Source organism: Pseudomonas sp. PAMC 29040 (assembly GCF_003994535.1).
Classification (GTDB): domain Bacteria; phylum Pseudomonadota; class Gammaproteobacteria; order Pseudomonadales; family Pseudomonadaceae; genus Aquipseudomonas; species Aquipseudomonas paraversuta.
This window is the reverse complement of record NZ_RZAA01000007.1, coordinates 297,998-320,180: the sequence shown is the minus strand read 5'-3', so window position 1 is coordinate 320,180 and position 22,183 is coordinate 297,998. Positions and strand designations below refer to the sequence as shown.

The window sequence follows — 22,183 nt, the reverse complement described above, 5'->3', positions numbered from 1 at the left end:
CTCCCACAGGTACCGGGGAGCCGCACCACTCCACCCTTTGTGGGAGTCGGGCTTGCCCGCGATGGCAGCACCGCGGTCCGGCAGTCATGTCGAATTGTCTGCATCGCTGGCAAGCCAGCTCCCACAATGCCCGGGCGTTGTATACAACCTGTAGGAGCGAGCTTGCTCGCGAGCTTTTCAACACCGCAACAAAGAGCTCGCGAGCAAGCTCGCTCCTACAGGTGTCCGTATCACCCTGGGCCGCAGCAGCGATCAAAAGCGCGGTTTGACTGCCTTCCACTCAGGCTTGTAACGCTGCATCTGCTTCACGTCATCGCGCTGGCGAATGCCGCAGCTGAGGAACTGGTCATGCAATCTGGCCAATTGCCCGTAGTCCAGTTCCAGCCCCAGACCCGGAGCTCGCGTGACTTTCACGCAACCGTCGACAATCGGCACTTTGCCACCCTTGATCACCTCTTCGTCCGGCTCCTGCCAGGGGTAATGGGTGTCGCAGGCATAGTCCAGGTTTGGCACCGAGGCCGCAACATGGGCCATGGCCATCAGGCTGATGCCCAAATGCGAGTTGGAGTGCATGGACACGCCCAGACCAAAGGTCTGGCACATTTTGGCCAGCACCTGGGTGTCACGCAGCCCGCCCCAGTAATGGTGGTCGGCCAGCACAATCTGTGTGCTGTTGAGGGCCACGCTGCGGCGGAACTCATCGAAGTCGGTGACCACCATGTTGGTTGCCAGTGGCAAGCCGGTGCGCCGGTGCAATTCGGCCATGCCCTCCAGACCCGGGGTCGGGTCTTCGTAATACTGCAGATCGTCACCCAGCAATTGCGCCATGCGAATGGCCGTTGGTAACGACCAGTTGCCATTCGGATCAATGCGCAGCGGGTAGCCGGGAAAAGCTTTTTTCAGCGCCTTGATGCACGCCACTTCCTGCTCCGGGGGCAGTGTCCCGGCCTTGAGCTTGATGCTTTTGAAGCCGTAGTCCTCAATCATGCGCCGGGCCTGGGCGACGATTTGTTCTTCGTTCAGTGCCTCACCCCAAGCGTCGGCCTTGTAGGGTGAATCAATATGCTCGGCGTATTTGAAGAACAGGTAGGCACTGAAGGGAATCTCATCGCGCACCGCGCCGCCGAGCAGGTCCACCAGCGGCACCTTCAGGTAATGCGCCTGCAGGTCAAGAAACGCCACTTCAAAGGCTGAATAGGCGTTGCTCACCGCTTTGCTGGCATGGGAGCCGGGGGCCAGTTCCGCACCCGCCATACTCCGCGGTTTATTGGCCGCCACTGTGGCCTGCACAATGGCCCGCAACTGATTGAGATTGAACGGATCGAGACCTATGAGTTGCTCCTGCAACTGCTGCTGGATGGCCAGTGCCGGAGCATCGCCGTAGCTCTCGCCCAGGCCAATGTAGCCATTGTCGCTCTCGATCTCGATGATCGAGCGCAGGGCAAAGGGTTCATGAATGCCGCTGGCATTGAGCAGCGGCGGATCCCGGAAAGCGATGGGGGTGACAGTGACGCGTTGGATTTTCAAGAAGCGGCTCCTGCTGGATCAGTTTTCAAAGGGTTATGCCGGGATGGGGTAATGGCTGCGCAGGCCTCGGGCTGGCTGGCAAGGGACTGATTGCGCGGGGTCATACGGACAAAAAAGATCACCGCTGCCGCCACCAGTGAGGTGGCCGCCAACCCGTACAGGCCGCCTTCGATAGAGCCGGTGCTCTGCTCCAGAAAACCGAACGCGGTGGGCGCCACAAACCCGCCCAGATTGCCGATGGAGTTGATCAGGGCAATTACCGCGGCAGCGATGCGCGCATCGAGGTAGCCCTGTGGAATCGGCCAGAACAAAGCCGAGGCGGCCTTGAAGCCAATGGCCGCAAAACAGATGGCAACGAAGGCGAATACCGGCCCGCCGATGGTGGACATGAACATGCCCAGCGCCGCGATTACCAGAGTCAGCGCCACCCAGGCCTGCTGGTGTTTCCATTTGCTGGCCAAAGCCGCGAAGCCGTACATCGCGACGATGGAAATCAGCCACGGAATCGAGTTGAACAGCCCGACTTGAAAGTCGCCGAAGCTGCCCATCTTTTTGATCATGCTCGGCAGCCAGAACGTCGCGCCATAGATGGTCAGGGCAATCGAGAAATAGATAAAACAGAACAGCGCGATCTGTTTGTCGGCCAGCAATTTGAACATCGACGGCCTGACCGTCTGCACGCTTTCCCGGGCCTGCTGCTCCAGTGCGATGGCCCCCAGCAATGCAGCCTTCTCTTCTTCGCTCAGCCATTTCGCCTGGCGCGGATGCGACTGCAGCCAGAACCAGACGAAGGCACAGAGCACGATCGAGGCAAAGCCTTCAATCAGGAACATCCATTGCCAGCCATGCAGGCTCATGCCGCTGACATTGAGCAGCGCCCCGGACACCGGCCCCGAGATCACCGAAGCAATGGCCGAGCCGCTGAGAAAGATCGCCATGGCCTTGCCGCGTTCGGTCGACGGCAGCCATTGGGTGAAGTAGTAAATGATCCCGGGAAAGAACCCCGCTTCAGCGGCGCCGAGAATAAAGCGCAATACATAGAAACTGGTTTCGCCGCGCACAAAGGCCATCGCCATTGCCGCTGCGCCCCAGGTAAACATGATGCGTGTCAGCCAGGCGCGGGCGCCATAGCGTTGCAGCAGCAGGTTGGAGGGCACTTCGAATATCGCGTAACCAATAAAGAACAGCCCGGCCCCCAGGCCATAGGCGGCAGCGCCAATGCCCAGGTCGGTTTCCAGGTGGCTGCGGACAAAACCGATATTGACCCGGTCGATGTAGTTGACGATGAACATCACCACAAACAGGGGCAGGACATGACGCTTGACCTTGGCCGCGGCGCGGGCAAGCACCGTGGGGTCTGGCAGACTCTGGAGGGTATTCAAGGGGGACTCCCGATCATTGTTTTTTTAGGGACAGGGCGATCATGGACGCGGACATTGTTCCCGGTCTAATCTAACTTGGCACTGGATTGATACCGGAATTAGATCAATGTTCGAACTGACCCAACTGCGTTGCTTCACCACGGTGGCCACCGAGCTCAACTTCCGGCGTGCCGCCGAGCGGCTGAATATGACCCAGCCGCCCCTCAGTCGACAGATTCAACTGCTGGAGCATCACCTGGGAGTCGAGCTGTTCACCCGTACCACCCGCAGCGTCGCCCTGACCGCTGCCGGGCGGGCATTTTTCATCGAAGCCCAGAACTTGCTGGAACGCGCCCAACAAGCCGCGATCACCGCGCGGCGCTTCGCTGAAGGCGACATTGGCACGGTCAACATCAGTTTCGTCGGTAGCGCAGTGTATGAATTTTTGCCCAAGGTCATCGCCGAGGCCCGGCTCAAGCAGCCCCAGGTCAAAATTGATCTGTCAGAGATGAACACCTATCAGCAACATGAAGCGTTACGCGCGTGGCGCATCGACCTTGGCATCGCCCGCGCGCCCCTGCTGGAGCCCGGCTACGCCACTGAATGCCTGGTTCGCGAGCCGTTCGTGCTGGCGGTGCCCGGCAGCCACCCACTGGCCAGCGCTGCAAGCGTGAATGTCAAAGACCTCGATGCACAGCCCTTCCTGATGTACTCCCATGCCGCCTACCCGCCCTTCAACGAACTGCTGACCGGCACCCTGCGCTCTGCCCGCGTGACCCCGCAGTACGTGCAGTGGCTGGGCTCGTCACTGACCATTCTGGCGCTGGTCAATGCGGCGATGGGCCTGGCCCTGGTGCCGCGTTGCGCCTCCAGCGTGGCGTTCAAGAATGTGGTGTTTCGCGATATCGATCTGGGCGAAGGGGTGCAGAGCGAACTGCATCTGATCTGGCGCGAAAGCAATGACAACCCGGCATTCGCGATGTTGCTGGAAGGGATACGGCGGGCAGCACGGGACGGCTGGGGCCTGTAGGCATTGAGGGACAAGACGCTACCGGCGATGCACCCTGACGGGCACCGCAAGCACCCATAAACTGATTGACAGGACAATGATAGCCACCTAACAATCCGACCAAGAGGTACGACAACATACAACAATAAGGAAACCTTCTGATGCTGCGAGCTACGCCCCTGAAAACCTTGACTGGCGCCGTGCTTATGAGCCTGACTCAGCTGAGCTGGGCCAGTACCTATGTCTATGTGTCCAACGCCACCGATGGCACCCTGAGCAGTTATACGTTGACGGCACAGGGTCAACTGCAGCCCCTGGCCACCACCGAAGCCGGCCCGGGGGTGATGCCCCTGGCCCTGAGCCCCGATCACAGCAAGCTCTATGCGTCCATTCGCGGCAAACCCTATGCCATGGCCACCTTCGCCATCGATCCTGAAAACGGTGCACTCAAGCACCTGAAGAACTCGACCGTGGCCGACAGCCTGGCCTATATCTCGACCGACAAGAACGGCCACTATCTGTTTGGCGCCTCGTACGGCGAGGATCTGGTCAGCGTCAATTTGATCAATGCCGACGGCATCGTGACCGATGACGTCCAGCAGGTGATCAAGACCGGGCCTAACGCCCATTCAATCATTGTCGATGGCACCAACCGTTTCGTGTACGCCGCCAATCTAGGCGCCGATCGCCTGCTGGAGTTCAAATTCGATGCCGCCAGCGGCAAACTCACGCCCCTGGGTCAGGTTCAGTTGCCTGAAGGCAGCGGTCCGCGTCATCCAGTGATTTCGGCAGACAACCGTTTCCTCTATTTGCTTAACGAAATGGCCGGCAGCGTCACCACCTTTGCCATCGACCCGAAAACCGGACGCCTGACCGAGCTCGGCGATGTCAGTGCAATACCGGCGGACTCCGGCCTGGTACGCGGTGTCGCCCGCCCGATGATCAAACCCGGCCAGCCGACCCCGCCGCCACTGGCGTCCAATCTGATCTGGGCCGCCGATATCAAGCTGACCCCGGACGCACGCCACCTCTACACCTCCGAGCGCACTGGCAGCACGGTCAGCGTGTTTGCCATCGACAGCAAGACGGGGCTGCCCGGCTTTGTGCAGAACATTAAAGTCGAGCAACAACCACGGGGCATTGCGCTAGATCCCTCGGGACAATGGTTGCTGGTGAGCGGGGAGAAAAGCCCGCAGGTCGGGGTGTACGCCATTAACCCTGAAGACGGCACCCTCTCGCGCCACGCCACTGCACCTTCGGGCAAGGGCGCGAACTGGGTGCAGGTGGTGAGCTACCCCTGATATTGCCCGGGCAGCGAGCCTTCAGATAAAGCTGCGGGGTTCACGCAACAAGGGTTCCAGTTCTCTTGCGGGTAACGGCCGGCAAAACAGGAACCCTTGCAACTGGTCGCAACCGTTGTCGCTCAAAAACGCCAGCTGATCGCGGGTTTCCACGCCTTCGGCGATGACTTTCATATCAAGACTGCGGGCCAGTTCAATGATGGTGCGGGCAATCGCTGCATCCTGCGGGTTACGGGTGATTTCGCGGATATAGGAGATGTCAATTTTCAGCTTGTCGATGGGAAAACGCACCAGCGAAGCCAGGCTCGAATAGCCCGTGCCAAAGTCATCGATGGAGATGTTGATCCCGATTTCCTTGAGTTTTAACAAGCTAGCGATGGTGCGCGGCGTATTCACCATCAGCGAGCTCTCGGTGAACTCGACTTCCAGCCATTTGGCGTCAACCCGGTGCGCGCCGAGGGACTGCTGAATGTCATGGATCAGGTCGCCCTCGAGCAACTGCTGGGCCGAGACGTTCACCGCCACCGGCACCACATCCAGACCGGCGCGCTGCCAGTTGGCAATTTGCCGGCAGACCGTGTCGATGACCCACTGCCCGACCTCGGAGATGAGCCCCAGGCTCTCAAGCACGGGAACAAAAACCCCCGGCGAGATAGTCACCAGCCCCGGTCGGTACCAGCGCAATAGCGCCTCCACCCCGCAAATCTGACCGTCAGCCAGACCGATTTTGGGTTGGTAAACCAAATCCAGAGCCTGCTTGCGCACCGCGTCGCGCAATGCCGCTTGCATCTGCTGCTGCTCGATATCCAGCGCTGTGAAATGCTCGATCGCACGGGTGCGGTTGATCTCGGTACTGACCTTGTGGCTCAGACCGGACCCGGAGGAGTCTTGTTCAACATGCCGTTCCAGCACAGGGTCAACCCGAAAGTCGCCAAATGCCTTGAGCCTTAACTGGTTACGCACCCGCACCCACAGTTCGGTATTGGACACCGGCTTGCTGAGGAAGTCCTCGGCCCCGGCCTCCAGGCCAGAGATGCGGGCACTTTGATCCCCGGGCTCGGAAAGCATGATGATCGGGATATTGGCGGTCAAACTGTTGCTCTTGAGCTGGCGGGCAACTTCATAACCATCCATGCCCGGCATTTTGATATCCAGCAGGATCAGATCCGGTATGTGTTGCTGTGCGACAGTCAGCGCTTCTGCGCCGCAGCTGGAGGTAAGCGTGTAATAACCCTGATTGAGCAACAGGGTGTCGAGCAAGGTGCGCATCTGGACTTCATCGTCAACGATCAACAGTGTGGCGGGCACAGTGGACATGTAAAGCCCTCAAGGGAAGAGGCTGTTTCTACCTCGCGGACTGCCTTGTCCATCGTTGAGAATCGCCGGTTAGAGAATGAGTAAAGCACCCTTGAGGGCATTACTCCACGGGCTCATCTCAATGTTTTGATCCTCCCCTGGCGGCAGTCTCCAGCAGCTGCTGAAAGCTCGGGCACTCCACATGACTGGCCGCAGGGCAGACCGCTGCACGCCTCAGTTCATCCCGTGCGGCACTGAGCCGGACAATCACCTGCTCCAGCTCATCGGCCTTTGCCAACAGCTGCGCGCGATCAAGCGCCGGCCTGCCATCGGCGCTGACCATATGTGCGATGTCATCCAGTGAAAAAGTCAGTGACTGGGCGAGCGCGATCAATGACAGTTTTTCCAGCACATCCGCGCAAAACACCCGGCTCAAGCCCCGTCGTCCTATGGAGCGGATCAGCCCTTTCTCTTCGTAGTAGCGCAAAGTCGATGCCGCGACACCCGAACGCCTTACCACCTCTCCAATGACCAGCTCTTTCATGCTTGACCTCAAGTCGGCTTGAACTTGCACACTTGTCAATTCAAGCAATCAGAAGACACGACAGGCAAGGGATAATTGAAATGACCATGGTTGAAATCATTATTAACGCAGCTGCCCTGGGTATAGGCGCGACCCTGTTCATGGACCTTGTGGCCGCGATCAAAACCCGCGCCTTCAAGATCCCGTCCCTCGACTACCGGCTCGTCGGCCGCTGGCTGGGGCATATGCTGCTGGGGCAATTCCGTCACACCTCGATTGCAGCCGCCGCCCCAACCCGCAATGAACGCATTGCGGGCTGGGTTTTCCACTACCTGACCGGCATCATTTTCGCCGCAGCACTGGTGGCCGTTGCCGGCAGCGCCTGGCTCCAACACCCGAGCCTGCTGCCCGCCCTGATTACCGGCGTCATCAGCGTCACTGCGCCCTGGCTGATCATGCAACCCGCCTGGGGCATGGGCATTGCTGCTGCAAACACCCCCAAACCCTGGGTGGCGCGACAAAGAAGCCTGGTCACCCACCTGACCTTCGGCCTTGGGCTGTATATAACCGGCCTGGCCTTGGTCAAATACCTCTAAGACAGCAACCAACACCGATCACCTTTTGTGGGAGTCGGGCTTGCCCGCGATAGCTGCACCGCGGTCCGGCAGGCATGTCGAGTTGTCTGCATCGCTGGCAAGCCAGCTCCCACAGATCACCCTTATGTGAGAGCCGGGCTTGCCCGCGATGGCTGCACCGCGGTCCGGCAGGGTATGCCGAGTTGTCTGCATCGCTGGCAAGCCAGCTCCCACAGGTACCGGGGAACCACACCACTCCACCCTTTGTAGGAGTCGGGCTTGCCCGCGATAGCTTCACCGCGGTCCGGCAGGCATGTCGAGTTGTCTGCATCGCTGGCAAGCCAGCTCCCACAGGTCCCGGGGAGCCGCACCTACGACACCCGCCACAGCTGATCCAGTCGGGTGGTGTAGCCCTGACTCATCAACTCCCGGCGCATGCCCCAGGCTGGATTCACCGGCACGCTGGCAGCCCGTAGCGTGCCCCTGCCCCAACGCTGATTAATCGCATCCAGCACCGACATCACCCGGGTCGCCTCCGCCGGCTGATTAAGCGCAAACAAATCATCGGAGAACTCTCCCGGCTGGCGCAGGTCCAGCAACATCACTTCAGCCTTGCTGTACCTGAAACCCGGCTGAAACACGCTATCCACAGCATCAACCGCGGCCTTGGTCAGCAGCCGTACATCATCGGTCGGGTATGGCAATGTCACTACCACCCCCTTGGCATACTTGGCTTCGTCAGGGTTGAACATGCCCGTGCGAATACTTACCCGCACCTTGGTGCAATAGGAGTTCTGCGCGCGGAGCTTTTCTGAAGCCCGCATCATATAAGTGGCCACCGCCTCTTTAATTGGCGCCACGCTGGTCAGACGCTTGCCAAACATGCGACTGCAGCAGATTTCCTGCCTGGGAGGATCAGGTTCGTCCAGCTCCAGGCACGGCGTGCCCGACAGCTCCCGGGCGGTTTTCTCGATTACCACACTGAACCTCTTGCGCAGCATCCACGGCTCAGCGCTGGCCAGGTCCATGGCCGTGCGAATCCCCATCCCCTGCAGATGAGCCGTCATCCGCCGCCCTACTCCCCACACCTCGCTCACCGCCGTATTACGCAATACCCAGTGCCGCTGATGCTCACCACACAGATTGACCACCCCGCCGGTTTGCTCCTGTAAGCGTTTGGCCGTGTGATTGGCCAGCTTGGCCAGGGTTTTGGTGTGCGCAATCCCGACCCCGACCGGGATCCCCGTGCACTGCAGGACACGGCTGCGCAATTGGCAACCCATGGCGCTGGCATCGGCAATACCGGTCAAATCGGCAAAACACTCATCGATGCTATAGACCTCCACCGCCGGCACCTGCGCCTCGATCAGGCTCATCACCCGCTCGCTCATGTCGCCATACAGCGCATAGTTCGACGAAAATGCCACGATACCCAGCTGCTCCAGCCGGTGCTTGATCTGAAAGTACGGCTCACCCATCTTGATGTGGGGTTTGGCGTCATAACTGCGGGCGATGACGCAGCCATCGTTATTGCTCAGCACCACAATCGGCACTTTCGCCAGATCCGGGCGAAACACCCGCTCGCAACTGGCATAAAAGCTGTTGCAATCGATCAGGGCGAACACCGGATCGCACTTAATGGCCATGGTTGCGCACGCTATAGGTGATCACGCCCCAGATCGAAAGGTCATCGCCTTCCATCACATAGCGATCCGGGTATCTGGGGTTCTCTGAACCCAGAATGACCCTCTTGCCCCGCAGGCACAGACGCTTGCAGACCGGATCATTATTGAGCAGCGCGACCACCACATGCCCGTGGGCAGGCTCGATGGAGCGGTCAACCACTGCCACATCCCCGGCAAAAATCCCGACGCCCTGCATGCTGTCGCCATCGATCGTCACCAGATAAACATGCGGAGCCCGCACGTTAAGCACTTCATCCAGCGAGATTTGCTTATCCATATGATCCGTCGCCGGTGACGGAAACCCGGCAGGAATCTTGAACGAGCACATCGGCAGGCGAATGCCACCTTCAGCAAGAGGACCCAAAACAGTGAAGCCCATGACACGCGCCCTTTAGTTAGCTGTATGTATATACAGTTAACTGTGTAGAGCGAATCCGGTCAATTGTTCAGGCCGAGATTTCGACGGATGGATCATGGCCACACCCCGGGCATCAGCCTTCAAGCAACGTAGTGGCCCGACTGAGATCGATTGCTGGGGGACCAACACAACACGGTTCCATGTACCGCAGACAGCAGTTGCGGGCTGTCATTTCCCCAAACGCAAAAATACCCGCGCAGACGGTCTATCCTCAGTAAGGAGCAAGGCGCAGGGGCCGTCGCAAGTTTGTAACTTTCGAGGGTTATACGGGTAGTACAGCAAAAGGAATCCAAAAATGATCTGGATCACCGTTATTTGCACTGTCGTCACCGTCACCCTCCTTGGCGCCCTGATAAATGCCTGGCGGATCCACCTCAATAAGAACGTGGAACTTCACTGACAGACGGGCACCCGTGAAAACTGCGACCGCAGTCATGCCGGCAGCCGAACTGTCTTTCGCTACACAGCAAAGCCTCAGCGCAAACCTGTTTTTCTCAAAACGGGCAATGACACCCAATAAATTCAAGAAAAAAACAACTCGAATCCAGCCCTGATAGTGGCTTTTTGATATTGCGCCCACCTCTTTATAATCCCTTGCGTCTCGCGAAATCCCCCGCCGCTTTAATATGCAATTCACCATAAATTTAGGAGTTGTCCTATATACAAAGGCGCTTCTTTATTGACGCTCATACTACGAAACGATTAATCTCCCTGCCCTCAGAACATGGAAGACTCTCGGATCCCGGCTTTACCGCGCGGGATTCTGCATTTCCTGAAAATGAATTCCCCGGCGCATTCATTTGCTCGGCTCTGCTTTGCGGTAAACATATTGAAGCCTCGTTCCTCGCTCCAGATTCAAAAATCGGTGATCTTCGCCCTGGTGCTGCGCGAAGCCCGGGCACGTTTTGGCGTGCGCCGCATGGGCGCCGTATGGACTCTCGTCGAGCCCATATGCCACCTGCTTATCTTCAGTATTTTATTCGCGATCATTCGTGGGCGTACCGTCGCTGACGTTGAGTACCCGGTATTTGTCCTGGTCGGGATGGCTCCCTTCCTGCTCTATCGCAACACCGCCTTGCGCCTGATGGACAGCCTGCGGGAAAACCGCTCGCTGTTCGGCTACAAGCAAATCAAGCCTCTGGACACCTATGTCGCCCGGGTACTGGTGGAAACCTGCATCAGTGCCACGGTGTACGCGATTCTGGTATTTGCTTTCGCGTGGTACGGCTTCGACATGTCGGTGGCCAACCCGCTGATGTGGGTGGCGACACTGGCCCTGGGCCTGTTGTTTGCGTTTAGCCTGGGCATGGTGCTGGCATTGATCACCCATGCCCTGCCCAGCCTGAAGGTGGTCATTCGCATGGCCTTTTTCCCGCTGTATTTCATTTCCGGCGTATTGGTACCTGCTGCTTACCTGCCACAAGCGATGATGCCGGTGTTGCTGCTAAACCCTTTCCTGCACATTGTCGAGCTGATCCGCGCTGAGGTCTTGCCGCACTACACCCCTGTGGATGGCGTGTCGGAAGGTTACGTGATCTGCATCACGATAGTGCTGCTGTTTATTGCCATGGGTAGCTATCGCGCACGCCGCTTGCACCTGGTTTCCACGAAGAACGGATGAGTACAGGCCAACGTGTTCGAACTTAGAAACGTTACCAAATCCTACTTGACTCCGAAGGGACGTCGGTATGTGTTTCGCAACCTCTCGTTGTCGATTCCGCCAGGCAAGAATATCGGCCTTATCGGACGCAACGGTGCAGGCAAATCGACCCTGATGCGCCTGCTTGGCGGTGCCGATATTCCTGACTCCGGGTCCGTTGCTACAGACCGGAGTATTTCCTGGCCGGTAGGCTTGACGGGCGGTTTTCAAGGCAGCATGACCGGCCGGGAAAACATCAAGTTTGTCTGCCGCGTCTACGGCGCAATGGGCGACGACATGCGCGACAAGATCCGCTACGTTCAGGAATTTGCCGAAATCGGCGACTGGATCGACGAGCCCATCAAGACCTATTCCTCCGGAATGCGCTCTCGAGTGGCCTTTGGCCTGAGCATGGCCTTCGATTTTGATTACTACCTGATCGACGAAGTGATGTCCGTCGGCGATGCACAGTTCAAACGTAAATGTGCCGACGTATTCCAGGAAAAATTACAGCAGTCAAAAGTCGTGCTGGTGACCCACAACATGAATGAAGTTAAAAAAATCTGCGACATCGTACTGCTGGTTCGCAATGGCGAGATCCAGGTTTACGAAGACGTAGCCGAAGGCATCAAAGCCTACAACGCCTGACTTCATACTCTCTTTTATAAAGCAGAACCGTTCGACTTCAAGGATGCATCACATATGAGCAGCAAGGGTAAACTCAGACGCTGGCGTCTGGCTATCGGCCTGGTGATTTTGCCAATGGTACTGGCGGCCATTTACTACGGCATATTCGCCGCCGATCGCTATGTCAGCAGCGCACAGGTCGTTGTTCGTCAGGACGGTGGCAACCAGGCCGCCGCCATGCCAGGCCTGGCTACTCTGCTGACCGGCACCAACCCCGCGTCCAGGGAAGAGACGCTCTATCTGCGTGAATACATCGGATCAATGGACATGATGCTGTTGCTCGAAGAGCGCCTGCACTGGATCGAGCAATATGCCGCCCAGCGCAGCGACATGTTCTTCTGGCTCAACAAGGACGCCTCGCGCGAAGACCTGCTCAGCTACTACCAGCGCATGGTAACCGCCCACTACGACGAAACCACCGGCCTGCTGCGGGTTGAAGTGCAAGCCTTTACCCCTGAGCTTTCGGAGCAAATGCTGCGCACCATACTTTCCGCCAGCGAGAACTTCGTAAACGAAGTCAGCCACAGCATTGCCCGCGAACAAATGACCTTCGCCAAAAGTGAACTGGAGACCGCAAGGCTTCAATACGCCGATCGTAAAGCCGAACTGATCGACTTCCAGAACACCAACAAAGTGCTCGATGGCGCAAACACTGCACAAAGCCGTGCACTCATCATTGCCGATCTCGAAGCTCAGCACACCAAAGAACAGGCCGTATTGACCGAGATGCAGTTCAAGCTTCGCGCCGATTCGCCGCAAGTGAAACAGCAAAAGCAAAGGGTTAACGCCATCGCCCAGCAACTGGCCAAGGAAAAACGCCTGCTGGTGTCGTCAACGGACGGCTCCCAGTTGAACGTAGTCGCCTCAGCCTTCCAGCAACTGACACTGGATGCAGGCATCGCCGAAGCCAGCTACAAAACCGCAGTAGCTGCGCTCGACAATGCACGGATTGAAGCCAGCAAAAAAATTCGCACCCTGGTGACGGTCGTAAGCCCGAACACCCCGCAACAAGCACTGTACCCAGAGCGCCTGTATAACCTGGCAACAATCTTGCTTGGCCTACTGATGCTGTACGGCATTACCCGCTTCATCCTGGCTTCGATCGAGGATCACCGTGATTAAATCCCTTACTGTCTCCCACTCGTTCCACCTGAAACTGGCAACAGTGGCCCTGGCGATCCTCGGTCTCTCGGGCTGCGGTGGCGTGATATCCGGCGCTGGCCCTTACAAGGGTGCCATCGAGTCCGAGAACACGACCTACAATCTGGTGGAGATCAACGCCAACACCATCGCACCTTATATGCGCGGTGCCGTGCGCCCGATGCAAGCCAACATCGCAAAACCGCTCGCCCCCTCGGCGCGACTGATGCCCGGTGATGTCCTGAGCATCCTGATCACCGACAACGCACCGGAGGGCTCGGCGCTATTTGCCCCGCTGTCCACTGGCGGCACTCAGCTTAAAACACGCATCAACGACCAGGGCACGATTTCACTGCCCTATGTAGGCCAACCTTTTGTGGCAGGCCTGACCCTCACCCAAGTTGAGGCACTGATCGTCAAGCAGCTCAAAGGCATGACCACCGACGTGCAAACCCACGTCGAACTGGTTGGCGACCTGTCAGGCTCGGTACTGGTTGCGGGCGCAGTTAAATCCCCGGGGCGCTTCAGTACCCTGCAAGGGCCTTTGACCTTGCTCGATGCCGTCAACCAGGCGGGCGGACCGGTCTTGGAACCGCATCTGGTCAACGTTACCGTGCGTACCGGTAGCCAGGTTCAGCAGTTCAACTACGAAGACATTCTGGCCGGTAACAACATGGTGCTGCGTCCGAACTCGGAAGTCATACTCGAACGCGCCCGTCAACGCTTCGTGGCCATGGGCGCCGTGGCTGAGCCAGGACTGAAAGATCTGCCAGCGCAAAATACCAGCTTGCTGGATGCCCTGAGCAGTGTCGGCGGATTGAAAGAAGGCAGTGCCAACCCTGAAGGCGTATTTATATTCCGCATGGGCGAAGGCAACCAGACCAAACCTACCGTTCTGCGCCTCGACATGCGTGACCCGGCAGCGATCTTCTACGCTCGCCAAGTGGTGATCAAGTCAGATGACACCATCTATGTCACCAATGCGGCTGTTTATGAATGGCAAAAGGTTATTTCGCCAATTGTTCAAACTTTAATTCTAGGTAATACAATTGGAAAGTAATAGAACTAAATAGCATTTTAGCCCTCTAACTGCCAAGAAAAACCCACTCTATACACCCCAAGGGATTTACGGGGTAATCATTCAAAGGATACAGCAATGAAACGAGTAATCACTTTCGGAACATTTGACGTCTTGCATGTCGGCCACATTCGTATTCTTGAGCGAGCCAAGCAGCTTGGGCATCATTTGACCGTCGGCATTTCTTCAGACGCACTAAACTTCTCAAAAAAACAACGCAACCCGGTTTACCCAGAAAGAGATCGCTCCGAACTGATTGCCTCACTAAAATTTGTCGATGCTGTGTTTATCGAGGAATCTCTCGAGTTAAAAGCCGAATACATCAAAGAGCACGCCGCCGATATTTTAGTCATGGGCGACGACTGGGAGGGTAAGTTTGATTTCCTGAGCCCTCTGTGCGAAGTCACTTATCTCAAAAGGACAGAAGGCATCTCGACCACACAGCTCATTGCTGAAATCAGGAAGTATGAATAACAGCGTCCTTATAACTCAGAAGCCCCCTACCCACTCACACTTCCAGCCAGGATTGGAGCAAGCACCGTGAACATTGAGCCTTTGCGCAGGGAAATTGCCACCCAAGGAGCCAGTAGTGGGCATTCTGTACACAAGAAAAGCCTAACACCTGGAGCGGTACGCAAGCCTCTGCCCAAGACTGAAAAGAAAGTAACATTCTTTTCAGCACTCGCGCTGACGCTGAAAGGCTACGAGTTGAACCGGTATAAACATTACGACGCTTTATGTCACAGCGCGTTAAAGTTTTTCGGCCAAAAAAACACTGCGAAAGTATATGAAAGCCGCTTCACACGGTTTTTTCCTGGTGCAAAATGGCTGGCCGCGCTTCTGCTGCTTCGCAACAAAGTCATCAGCGAACAAGAAACGTCATATCTTCTCGACTTCTTCAAGCTGAGCAACTCCCGCTACGTCCACTATAGCTTGGCAGATTGGCTGCTCAAACACAGAGTTTACAGCGCTGTCACAGAGGACTTTTTTGACAAGGCGAACGATAAGTGCCGCGAAATCAATGTCAACTTTCGCTACACGGACTTTATCACGCAGAAGTACGGATTCAGATCGGATAAAATAGCAAAAAATATTCGCCGCCTGATGATGCCAGATGTATTTCGATACCTCACAAAAAACCAGAAGCTTCGCCTCGCCGCCATGCTGTATCAGCGAAAAGACGACACTCAAGGGAACAGAGTCATTCGTAACGTCGGTCGTGGCTATATTCTAAAGAATACGACCAGTCCGTATATTTTCAACAAGCTTGTCGCCAATAAAATCTACACAGACGACTATATCATCAGAGGAAGCGAGTGCTACAAGGTCATACTTAGAGCACGAAATCAGTTTATCCAGATGATCCTAGCGTCCAGAAATAGTTTTTGCCTGGTCGGAAATGCCCCCACCGAGTTAAACCGTGGCAAAGGTAAAATCATCGACGCCAAAAAACTCGTCATCCGAATAAACAACTATAGCCTGGACTACCCTGAAGACTACGGGACCAAGCAAAGCATTTGGGTTCGAGTTGCCAATGCTGAAGTTGGCTGTCCGCACGCTCGACAAAATGACTTGATCATCTTTGCGGCCAACAACTTTGCGACAAAACGCAAAGATGCGGCAAATTATTTCTTGCCGCTGACATTGATGCAGAAAGAGCATACGGTGATTCCGAGCCATATATTTCACGAGCTCATCGGCAAGCTTGATGGCTTGCCGAGCACCGGCTTGGCGACTGCGTACTGGATTTATAAAATCATTGGCCCCATTCCCAAGCATTTTTTATTCGGCTTCAGTCATCTCGAAGAAGATGCAAATTTCAAAGCTCATTACTTTGTGGACAGCGCAAAAGCCGGTACCCACTTGCATCAGTGGGACAAAGAAACACGCATCTTCAATCAAATCACTCGCTAGGTCATGCCGCAGATGAAAGTCGCGTTTATAGTTTGGAACCCTTTCCAACTCATACAGTTTGAGCCGTTGGCCAAGCTTTGCACTGACCCCACCGTCATTCTTATCGACAAAGAAACCAATGCAAAACTTTTCCCACCTGGAATGTTGAAAAGCAAACATTGGAAAACCGTGTTTGTTAAACCGGCCGAAATTCCCTTGATCGATGGAACGCACGACATCATTTTTTTCCAGTCTGCCTTTCCTAATATTGAGAAAATAAAGACGACCAAGCTAGTATCTTTACAGTACGGCCTAGCAAAAGAGCGTCACAACTATGGTGAGTGGCGAGCGCTCGCTGACATGAATTTGATGTACGGTCAGTATTCAGCAGACATCGTATCTCACTACGCACCAAGCTATGCCGTCGGGAATTTGAAATTTGACACTTGGGGAGATTACACAGAACGCTATGCCGACAAAGTCCAACTGAGCAAAGAGCTGAATCTGGACCCAAGTAAAAAAACGCTTCTTTATATGCCGACTTGGGGTGAGCTTGGGTCGTTCGATGCCTTGCTGAAGCCTATCGCCGCCTTACAGAGCCGGTATAATGTACTGCTCAAAATGCACCACAACAATGATGCAAAAGTTCCTGAGTGGTTGATCTCTGCAAAGAGAGAGAAAATAAAACATATCTATGATGGGTCTGCAGACCAACTTAAACTGCTCTGCGCTTCTGATTTGATCATCAGTGATTTTTCCGGCGCTATTTTTGACGGCATGTTTGCCAACAAACCAATCCTGCTCTATCAAGAGAATTCATCAGGAAAAATTGGCGTCCAAAAATTTGACTTAGAGTCTTTAGAGTTCGCCCGTAGAAATGACATCGGCCATGTATGTGAACAGGCTGATGACTTCGAGCGCTCAGTTGATTATGCGCTTGAGCATGGGGCAGAACTGGTTGAAAAAGCACAGGCCCTGCGCAGCACTCTGTTTTCTCAGCCCCTGGGAAAAACGTCTGCACAAGCGTCTATTGATTATGCCAAGTGTTTATTTAACAATGAAATACCGCCATTGACCCAAGCACAAATATATGTGCGCGACACAGTACAACGGCTCCGAACGATTGAACCAAAATACAATCGTTTGACCAAGCAAGTTAGAGATATGAAAAAGCCGCTGCTTAAAAAACTCCTTACCTTGAAATTCTAGAGGCCCAGTATGTTTAATAAAAAATTCGCACTTTTCAGCCCTGAAGCAACTGTTTCAGATGACATTGAACTGAAAGGCCCTGTCCGCTTGGGCGCCGTCACTGTCGGCGCACGATGCGTGTTTGGTAAATACACCTACATGGGCTCCAACTGTAAAGTCGGTGGCGGAACCAAGTTCGGAAATTACTGCTCGATTGCTTCGGACGTTAATATCGGCCCTATTAGTCATCCGACATCGTTCCTTAGCTCGCACCCATTTCAATACTCTGAAAAACTGTTCACACCTGTAGGCCATTATAAAAATGTGAACCGCGTTAAGCGCTCCCCTCAAAAAGATGCTGTTGTGATTGGGCACGACGTATGGATCGGCACCAACAGCATTATTTTGCGTGGCGTGAATGTTGGGATCGGCGCGGTTGTAGCTTGCGGCGCCGTCGTTACCAAGGACGTGCCTCCATACGCCATCGTCGGTGGTGTCCCAGCGCAAATTCTCGGCTATCGGTTTGAGGATGACATTATTGAAGAGCTACTGAAACTGAAATGGTGGACGCTCAACCCTATTGATATGTCTGGCGTGGCATTCAATAACATTGAAATCGCGATTGAGCAGATTAAAGGTATCAAGCTGAACTTGGCACAAGCTAAGCTAGAGCGCGCGACGGCTTGATTTTAGCCAACACCTTTCAGCTCAATCTTTCAATACAGGTTTTATATGACGTCCCTAAGCAATACTGTTGTAGTTGGTAATAAAATTAACGTTGGCAACAATGCCCCTTTCGTGCTGTTTGGCGGCATCAACGTTCTGGAATCCCGCGACCTGGCCATGCGCGCCTGCGAAGAATACGTGCGCGTGACCGACAAGCTGGGCATCCCATATGTATTCAAGGCCAGCTTCGACAAGGCTAATCGCTCGTCCATTCACTCGTACCGCGGCCCGGGCATGGAAGAAGGCCTGCGTATTTTCCAGGACGTCAAAGCGGCATTCGGCGTACCGGTCATAACCGACGTCCACGAAATTTATCAGTGTGCGCCTGTCGCCGAAGTGGCAGATGTACTGCAATTGCCTGCGTTTTTGGCCCGCCAGACCGATCTGGTTGTCGCGCTGGCCAAGACTGGCAAGCCGGTCAACATCAAAAAGCCTCAGTTCCTGAGCCCGTCGCAGATGCAGAACATCGTGCACAAGTTCAATGAAGCCGGGAACGACCAACTGATCCTGTGCGACCGTGGCACCTGCCTGGGTTACGACAACCTGGTCGTCGACATGCTCGGTTTTGGCGTGATGAAGCGCACATGCGACAACCTGCCGATCATTTTCGACGTGACCCATGCCCTGCAACAGCGCGATCCATCGGGCGCAGCGTCCGGCGGTCGTCGTGAGCAAGTGGTTGAACTGGCACGTGCAGGCATGGGCGTCGGCCTGGCCGGCCTGTTCCTGGAAGCTCACCCGAACCCGGATCAAGCCAAGTGCGATGGCCCAAGCGCGCTGCCGCTGGACCAACTGGAGCCGTTCCTGGCTCAGATCAAAGCACTGGATGATCTGGTCAAGTCGTTCCCCGCGCTGAACATTGGTTAAACCGGCTTTCTGAAGCAAGGATTCTGAGCATGGCACGTACAGAACAACGGGTCGCGATTGTTATTCCGGCCCGCTACGGCTCGACTCGTTTGCCGGGTAAACCGCTCGCGGATATCTGCGGTAAACCAATGGTGCAGCATGTGTACGAACGAGCGCTGCAAGTGGCGCACGCTGACGTGGTTGTTGTGGCAACCGACGACGAGCGTGTGGCCCAAGCCGTAGAAGCGTTTGGCGGTCAATACATCATGACCTCTGCGGACCACCCGTCAGGCACGGACCGTCTGGCAGAAGTCATGGCAAAAGTTGACGCAGATATTTATATCAACCTGCAAGGCGACGAGCCGCTGGTTCGCCCGGCGGATATCGACGCCCTCGCTACAGGCATGCTGGCCGACGCAGAGGTCAAGGTCGGTACGCTGTGCCATGTGATCGATGCTCACGAAGCCGCCAACCCCAACACCGTGAAAGTGGTGTTGGCCCACAACGGCAATGCACTCTACTTCAGCCGCTCGCCCATCCCGTACCCACGGGATGGCGAGGAAGCCAGTTACCTCAAGCATGTCGGCGTTTACGGTTATCGTCGCGACGTATTGGCGGACTACACCGGCCTGCCGCAAGCGATGCTGGAAAACGCCGAAAAACTTGAGCAACTGCGGCTTTTGGCTGCCGGCGTGTGCATTCGGGCATATGTTGTCGAGCCTACCGGGCCGGGTGTTGATACGCCCGAGTGCCTGGAGCAGGTACGCGCACTGATGAGCGGAAAAACACCGGCACCTCGCACTACGCTGAACGACATTCGCCTGGTGATTACCGACGTGGACGGCGTGCTGACCGATGGCGGCATTTACTACGACGCCACTGGCGAATGCCTGAAGCGTTTCCATGTGCGGGATGGCATGGGCATGCGTCTGCTGGAAGAGAATGGCGTACGCGTAGCGGTGTTGTCCGGTCGTGACTCGCCCACGCTGCGCAAGCGCGTTGCGGATCTGGGCATTACCCTGTGTCAGTTCGGGGTGAAGGATAAACTGACTGCATGCAATCAGTTGATGGCCGAAGCCGGTGTCAACGCTGCGAACACAGCGTGCATTGGTGACGACTGCATCGACCTGCCGGCTTTCGCAGCGTGCGCGCTGTCGTTTGCGGTTGCCGATGCTCCGGTGTACGTAAAGGCAGCTGCTACTCACGTACTCACGGCAGCAGGTGGCACGGGCGCTTTCCGCGAAGTGGCAGACAGCATTTTGTTTGCCCAGGGCAAGGACGCAGTATTGGGCACTGCGGCAGGTTATGCGCAGGTCATGGCCAAGATGGCACAATAAAAAACACTCCCCCTAAGAGTCATGTCGAAGGGGGAGTATTGAAAATACCTCAATACCCCTTATGCACGTATTTACAAAACTTTTAGAGTGGGCCAATGCAGCGACCCTAAACTACTTGCAGGTTCATCCTATCCCAAGCATTGCACTCAAATAACACTGCAATTTATCAAGCATCCATTCGGCTTCAATCAGAACACTGTAAAAATAATACACATAGCCTACTGACCAATATTCAATTTCGCTTGCTAACCCCCCTACCCTACTGCCCACCTTTTTTATAAAAAGACAGGGATCGCTTCGCCCTCTCGGGCCATTAAATTTTATCGGCTTTCGGATCTGCCCAAAATCTGAAAACCGTACAATTCAACGAACTGTATTCATGCCCCTCCGTTAGCCAAGCCTAGAAATAAAGACACTTTATAATCAATAGCCTCTTTAGAAAATTATTTTTATTTTCAAAGATAAAAAGGCTCTTTCGCTCTTTATTTCTCGCCGCTGACAGACAAAAAATTGACAGTCGCTCACGCCACTGAAAACACTCCACGCACAACCATACCCTTCACAAAGCAGTAGCGAAATCCGACACCCTCCAATCACCACCAAGAACTTGCACCCACGCCGCCCCCCCTGTATTGTTTATTTTTGGGGCGTGAGCATCGTTTAGCGCAACCATCAAGACCTCATCAATATAGAATTCTATTCCCTATGACTGCCATCATTAAGCCCCATCTAGCCGACAAGCTCACAGCTCCTAATACCGCAACCCAGCCATCCTCAAAAAGCAAGATTAGCGGTGATAATTTTTTATTAATACCCAATCCAAGCTCCAAAAAGCTGGTTCTTCTTTTCTCGGGCACCTACAAGAACGGAGGTCGATTTGACTTCTGGAATGTTGCACAAGCATTGAAGATGCACGCAAATGTGCTTCTGCTTAACAATGGGAAAAACCAGTGGTACCAACAGGGCATCCCGGACTTTGGCAAATCTTTGGCCGACTCTGTCGCTTACATCCAAAAACTCGCCAAAGAATTACGCACCACTGAAATTTATACGGTTGGCGTTAGCATGGGTGGTTTTGGAGCCGTTCTCTTTGGCTCCGGCCTAAAGGCGAAGGTCTTGGCATTCGGAATTGACTCCTTGGTATGCATCCCGGGAAGTCGAAGCCTTAAAAGCATGCACCCCTCAACCGCAATCGATATTCCTGACCTCAAACCACTTCTCATAGACCGTAAATTAAATTTCACATTGATTGTTGGTGAAATGGATATTCTTGATCTTTATGGCGCATCAAGACTTGCGGGGATTCCAGGCATCAAGACAATCTCTGTAAGAGGCATGGATCATGGTGGTGGACGTTACATCGACAAAACCATGGGCTTGGCGTCATTTATAAAAAACTTCATTTATAATGAAGCACTGCCAAGACTCAACGAAGAGGGCCAGGCGCTCAACTCCCAAAAACTCGTTGAAAGTCTGTACGAAGCTCACTGTTATAATGCGGATACAAAATGGGAACAGGCCTTAGAAATATTAGATCCGCTCGTAAAAGCATATCCAACGAGCGAAATTGCCCATTATTCATTAGCGCTGAATCTGATCAAATTAAAAAAATACAAAGAAGCTAGAAGCCATTTATGCTTTGTGGCGGCAATGACACCTGATTTTATTTCTGGAAGGTTCTATCTCGCCTACTGCTTAAGAATGGAAAAACAGTACAAAGCCGCTCTGCACTTGTTCCTTGATCAATTAAAAGAAAAACCAGAGTCTGGCCCCACACTATTTAACATAGGTTCAACTCTTCTCTCTATGGGCGAGCCAGATGAAGCACTTCCATACATTGAAAAAGCCGTAGAAATCCAGCCAAACAAGAAAGCCTATAGTCAAAAACTTGAAAGCTTAACTAAAAATAAAGTAACGCACTAGTTTAAGCTACTGCGCAAATCACCAAATATTT

The 22,183-nt window shown here is 54.7% G+C and carries 21 protein-coding genes; 14 read left to right on the top strand and 7 right to left on the bottom strand.

The window, feature by feature from the left end:
• Positions 1–252: 252 nt before the first annotated feature.
• Positions 253–1,527: a glucarate dehydratase family protein gene (locus tag WG29040_RS15415; RefSeq protein ID WP_127196487.1), complete on the bottom strand. Its 1,275-nt coding sequence runs from the start codon at positions 1,525–1,527 to the stop codon at positions 253–255.
• Complete coding sequence (locus WG29040_RS15410; protein ID WP_003445984.1) at positions 1,524–2,909, bottom strand: MFS transporter; 1,386 nt, start codon at positions 2,907–2,909, stop codon at positions 1,524–1,526. Before WG29040_RS15410 ends, WG29040_RS15415 begins: the two co-directional genes overlap by 4 nt.
• A gap of 106 nt (positions 2,910–3,015) precedes the next feature.
• On the opposite strand from WG29040_RS15410, the gene WG29040_RS15405 reads away from it, so the two are divergent.
• Together WG29040_RS15405 and WG29040_RS15400 are read left to right on the top strand one after the other, a co-directional pair.
• Positions 3,016–3,918 carry a LysR family transcriptional regulator gene (locus tag WG29040_RS15405; RefSeq protein WP_127196486.1) on the top strand — a complete coding sequence of 301 codons (903 nt, stop codon included), beginning with the start codon at positions 3,016–3,018 and terminating at the stop codon, positions 3,916–3,918.
• Positions 3,919–4,058: 140 nt separating this feature from the next.
• A complete protein-coding gene (locus WG29040_RS15400; protein ID WP_127196485.1) occupies positions 4,059–5,198 on the top strand; it encodes a lactonase family protein in 1,140 nt (379 codons plus the stop codon).
• A gap of 21 nt (positions 5,199–5,219) precedes the next feature.
• On the opposite strand, the gene WG29040_RS15395 is transcribed toward WG29040_RS15400, so the two are convergent.
• Complete coding sequence (locus WG29040_RS15395) at positions 5,220–6,515, bottom strand: EAL domain-containing protein (RefSeq protein WP_127196484.1); 1,296 nt, start codon at positions 6,513–6,515, stop codon at positions 5,220–5,222.
• 118 nt (positions 6,516–6,633) lie between these two features.
• The gene (locus WG29040_RS15390) at positions 6,634–7,038 is read right to left on the bottom strand and encodes a helix-turn-helix domain-containing protein (RefSeq protein ID WP_003445988.1); all 405 of its coding nucleotides are present in this window, start codon (positions 7,036–7,038) and stop codon (positions 6,634–6,636) included.
• 80 nt (positions 7,039–7,118) lie between these two features.
• Between WG29040_RS15390 and WG29040_RS15385 the strand changes: the two genes are divergently transcribed.
• Entirely contained in the window at positions 7,119–7,613 is a 495-nt protein-coding gene (locus WG29040_RS15385) for a DUF2938 domain-containing protein (RefSeq protein WP_127196483.1), read from the top strand.
• A gap of 350 nt (positions 7,614–7,963) precedes the next feature.
• Here the strand turns inward: WG29040_RS15385 and umuC are convergent, their stop codons facing one another.
• The 3 genes from umuC to WG29040_RS15370 form a co-directional block, all read right to left on the bottom strand.
• Complete coding sequence (gene umuC / locus WG29040_RS15380; RefSeq protein WP_003446002.1) at positions 7,964–9,238, bottom strand: translesion error-prone DNA polymerase V subunit UmuC; 1,275 nt, start codon at positions 9,236–9,238, stop codon at positions 7,964–7,966.
• Positions 9,228–9,656, bottom strand: a complete 429-nt coding sequence (locus tag WG29040_RS15375; RefSeq protein WP_003446004.1) for a LexA family transcriptional regulator — start codon at positions 9,654–9,656, stop codon at positions 9,228–9,230. The genes umuC and WG29040_RS15375 overlap by 11 nt, the downstream gene beginning before the upstream one ends.
• 301 nt (positions 9,657–9,957) lie before the next feature.
• Complete coding sequence (locus tag WG29040_RS15370; protein WP_127196482.1) at positions 9,958–10,275, bottom strand: hypothetical protein; 318 nt, start codon at positions 10,273–10,275, stop codon at positions 9,958–9,960.
• Between the two features lie 249 nt (positions 10,276–10,524).
• Between WG29040_RS15370 and WG29040_RS15365 the strand changes: the two genes are divergently transcribed.
• From WG29040_RS15365 to WG29040_RS15315, 11 genes are all read left to right on the top strand, one after another.
• Positions 10,525–11,316, top strand: a complete 792-nt coding sequence (locus WG29040_RS15365; protein ID WP_029612954.1) for an ABC transporter permease — start codon at positions 10,525–10,527, stop codon at positions 11,314–11,316.
• 69 nt (positions 11,317–11,385) lie between these two features.
• Positions 11,386–11,982 carry an ABC transporter ATP-binding protein gene (locus tag WG29040_RS15360; RefSeq protein ID WP_232286879.1) on the top strand — a complete coding sequence of 199 codons (597 nt, stop codon included), beginning with the start codon at positions 11,386–11,388 and terminating at the stop codon, positions 11,980–11,982.
• 54 nt (positions 11,983–12,036) lie between these two features.
• Positions 12,037–13,143, top strand: coding sequence for an ABC transporter permease (locus WG29040_RS15355; RefSeq protein ID WP_010657292.1), 1,107 nt, complete (start codon positions 12,037–12,039; stop codon positions 13,141–13,143).
• A complete protein-coding gene (locus WG29040_RS15350) occupies positions 13,136–14,221 on the top strand; it encodes a polysaccharide biosynthesis/export family protein (protein ID WP_029612956.1) in 1,086 nt (361 codons plus the stop codon). Before WG29040_RS15355 ends, WG29040_RS15350 begins: the two co-directional genes overlap by 8 nt.
• Positions 14,222–14,317: 96 nt before the next feature.
• Complete coding sequence (locus WG29040_RS15345) at positions 14,318–14,713, top strand: adenylyltransferase/cytidyltransferase family protein (protein ID WP_010657294.1); 396 nt, start codon at positions 14,318–14,320, stop codon at positions 14,711–14,713.
• Positions 14,714–14,779: 66 nt separating this feature from the next.
• The gene (locus tag WG29040_RS15340; RefSeq protein WP_010657295.1) at positions 14,780–16,153 is read left to right on the top strand and encodes a hypothetical protein; all 1,374 of its coding nucleotides are present in this window, start codon (positions 14,780–14,782) and stop codon (positions 16,151–16,153) included.
• Between the two features lie 12 nt (positions 16,154–16,165).
• Complete coding sequence (locus tag WG29040_RS15335) at positions 16,166–17,341, top strand: CDP-glycerol glycerophosphotransferase family protein (protein WP_010657296.1); 1,176 nt, start codon at positions 16,166–16,168, stop codon at positions 17,339–17,341.
• Positions 17,342–17,350: 9 nt separating this feature from the next.
• A complete protein-coding gene (locus WG29040_RS15330; protein WP_010657297.1) occupies positions 17,351–18,007 on the top strand; it encodes a CatB-related O-acetyltransferase in 657 nt (218 codons plus the stop codon).
• A gap of 45 nt (positions 18,008–18,052) precedes the next feature.
• Positions 18,053–18,913: a 3-deoxy-8-phosphooctulonate synthase gene (kdsA, locus tag WG29040_RS15325; protein ID WP_010657298.1), complete on the top strand. Its 861-nt coding sequence runs from the start codon at positions 18,053–18,055 to the stop codon at positions 18,911–18,913.
• Positions 18,914–18,942: 29 nt separating this feature from the next.
• Positions 18,943–20,229: a 3-deoxy-manno-octulosonate cytidylyltransferase gene (kdsB, locus tag WG29040_RS24740; protein WP_127196481.1), complete on the top strand. Its 1,287-nt coding sequence runs from the start codon at positions 18,943–18,945 to the stop codon at positions 20,227–20,229.
• A gap of 705 nt (positions 20,230–20,934) precedes the next feature.
• The gene (locus WG29040_RS15315; protein WP_127196480.1) at positions 20,935–22,152 is read left to right on the top strand and encodes a tetratricopeptide repeat protein; all 1,218 of its coding nucleotides are present in this window, start codon (positions 20,935–20,937) and stop codon (positions 22,150–22,152) included.
• The last annotated feature ends 31 nt before the right edge of the window (positions 22,153–22,183 follow it).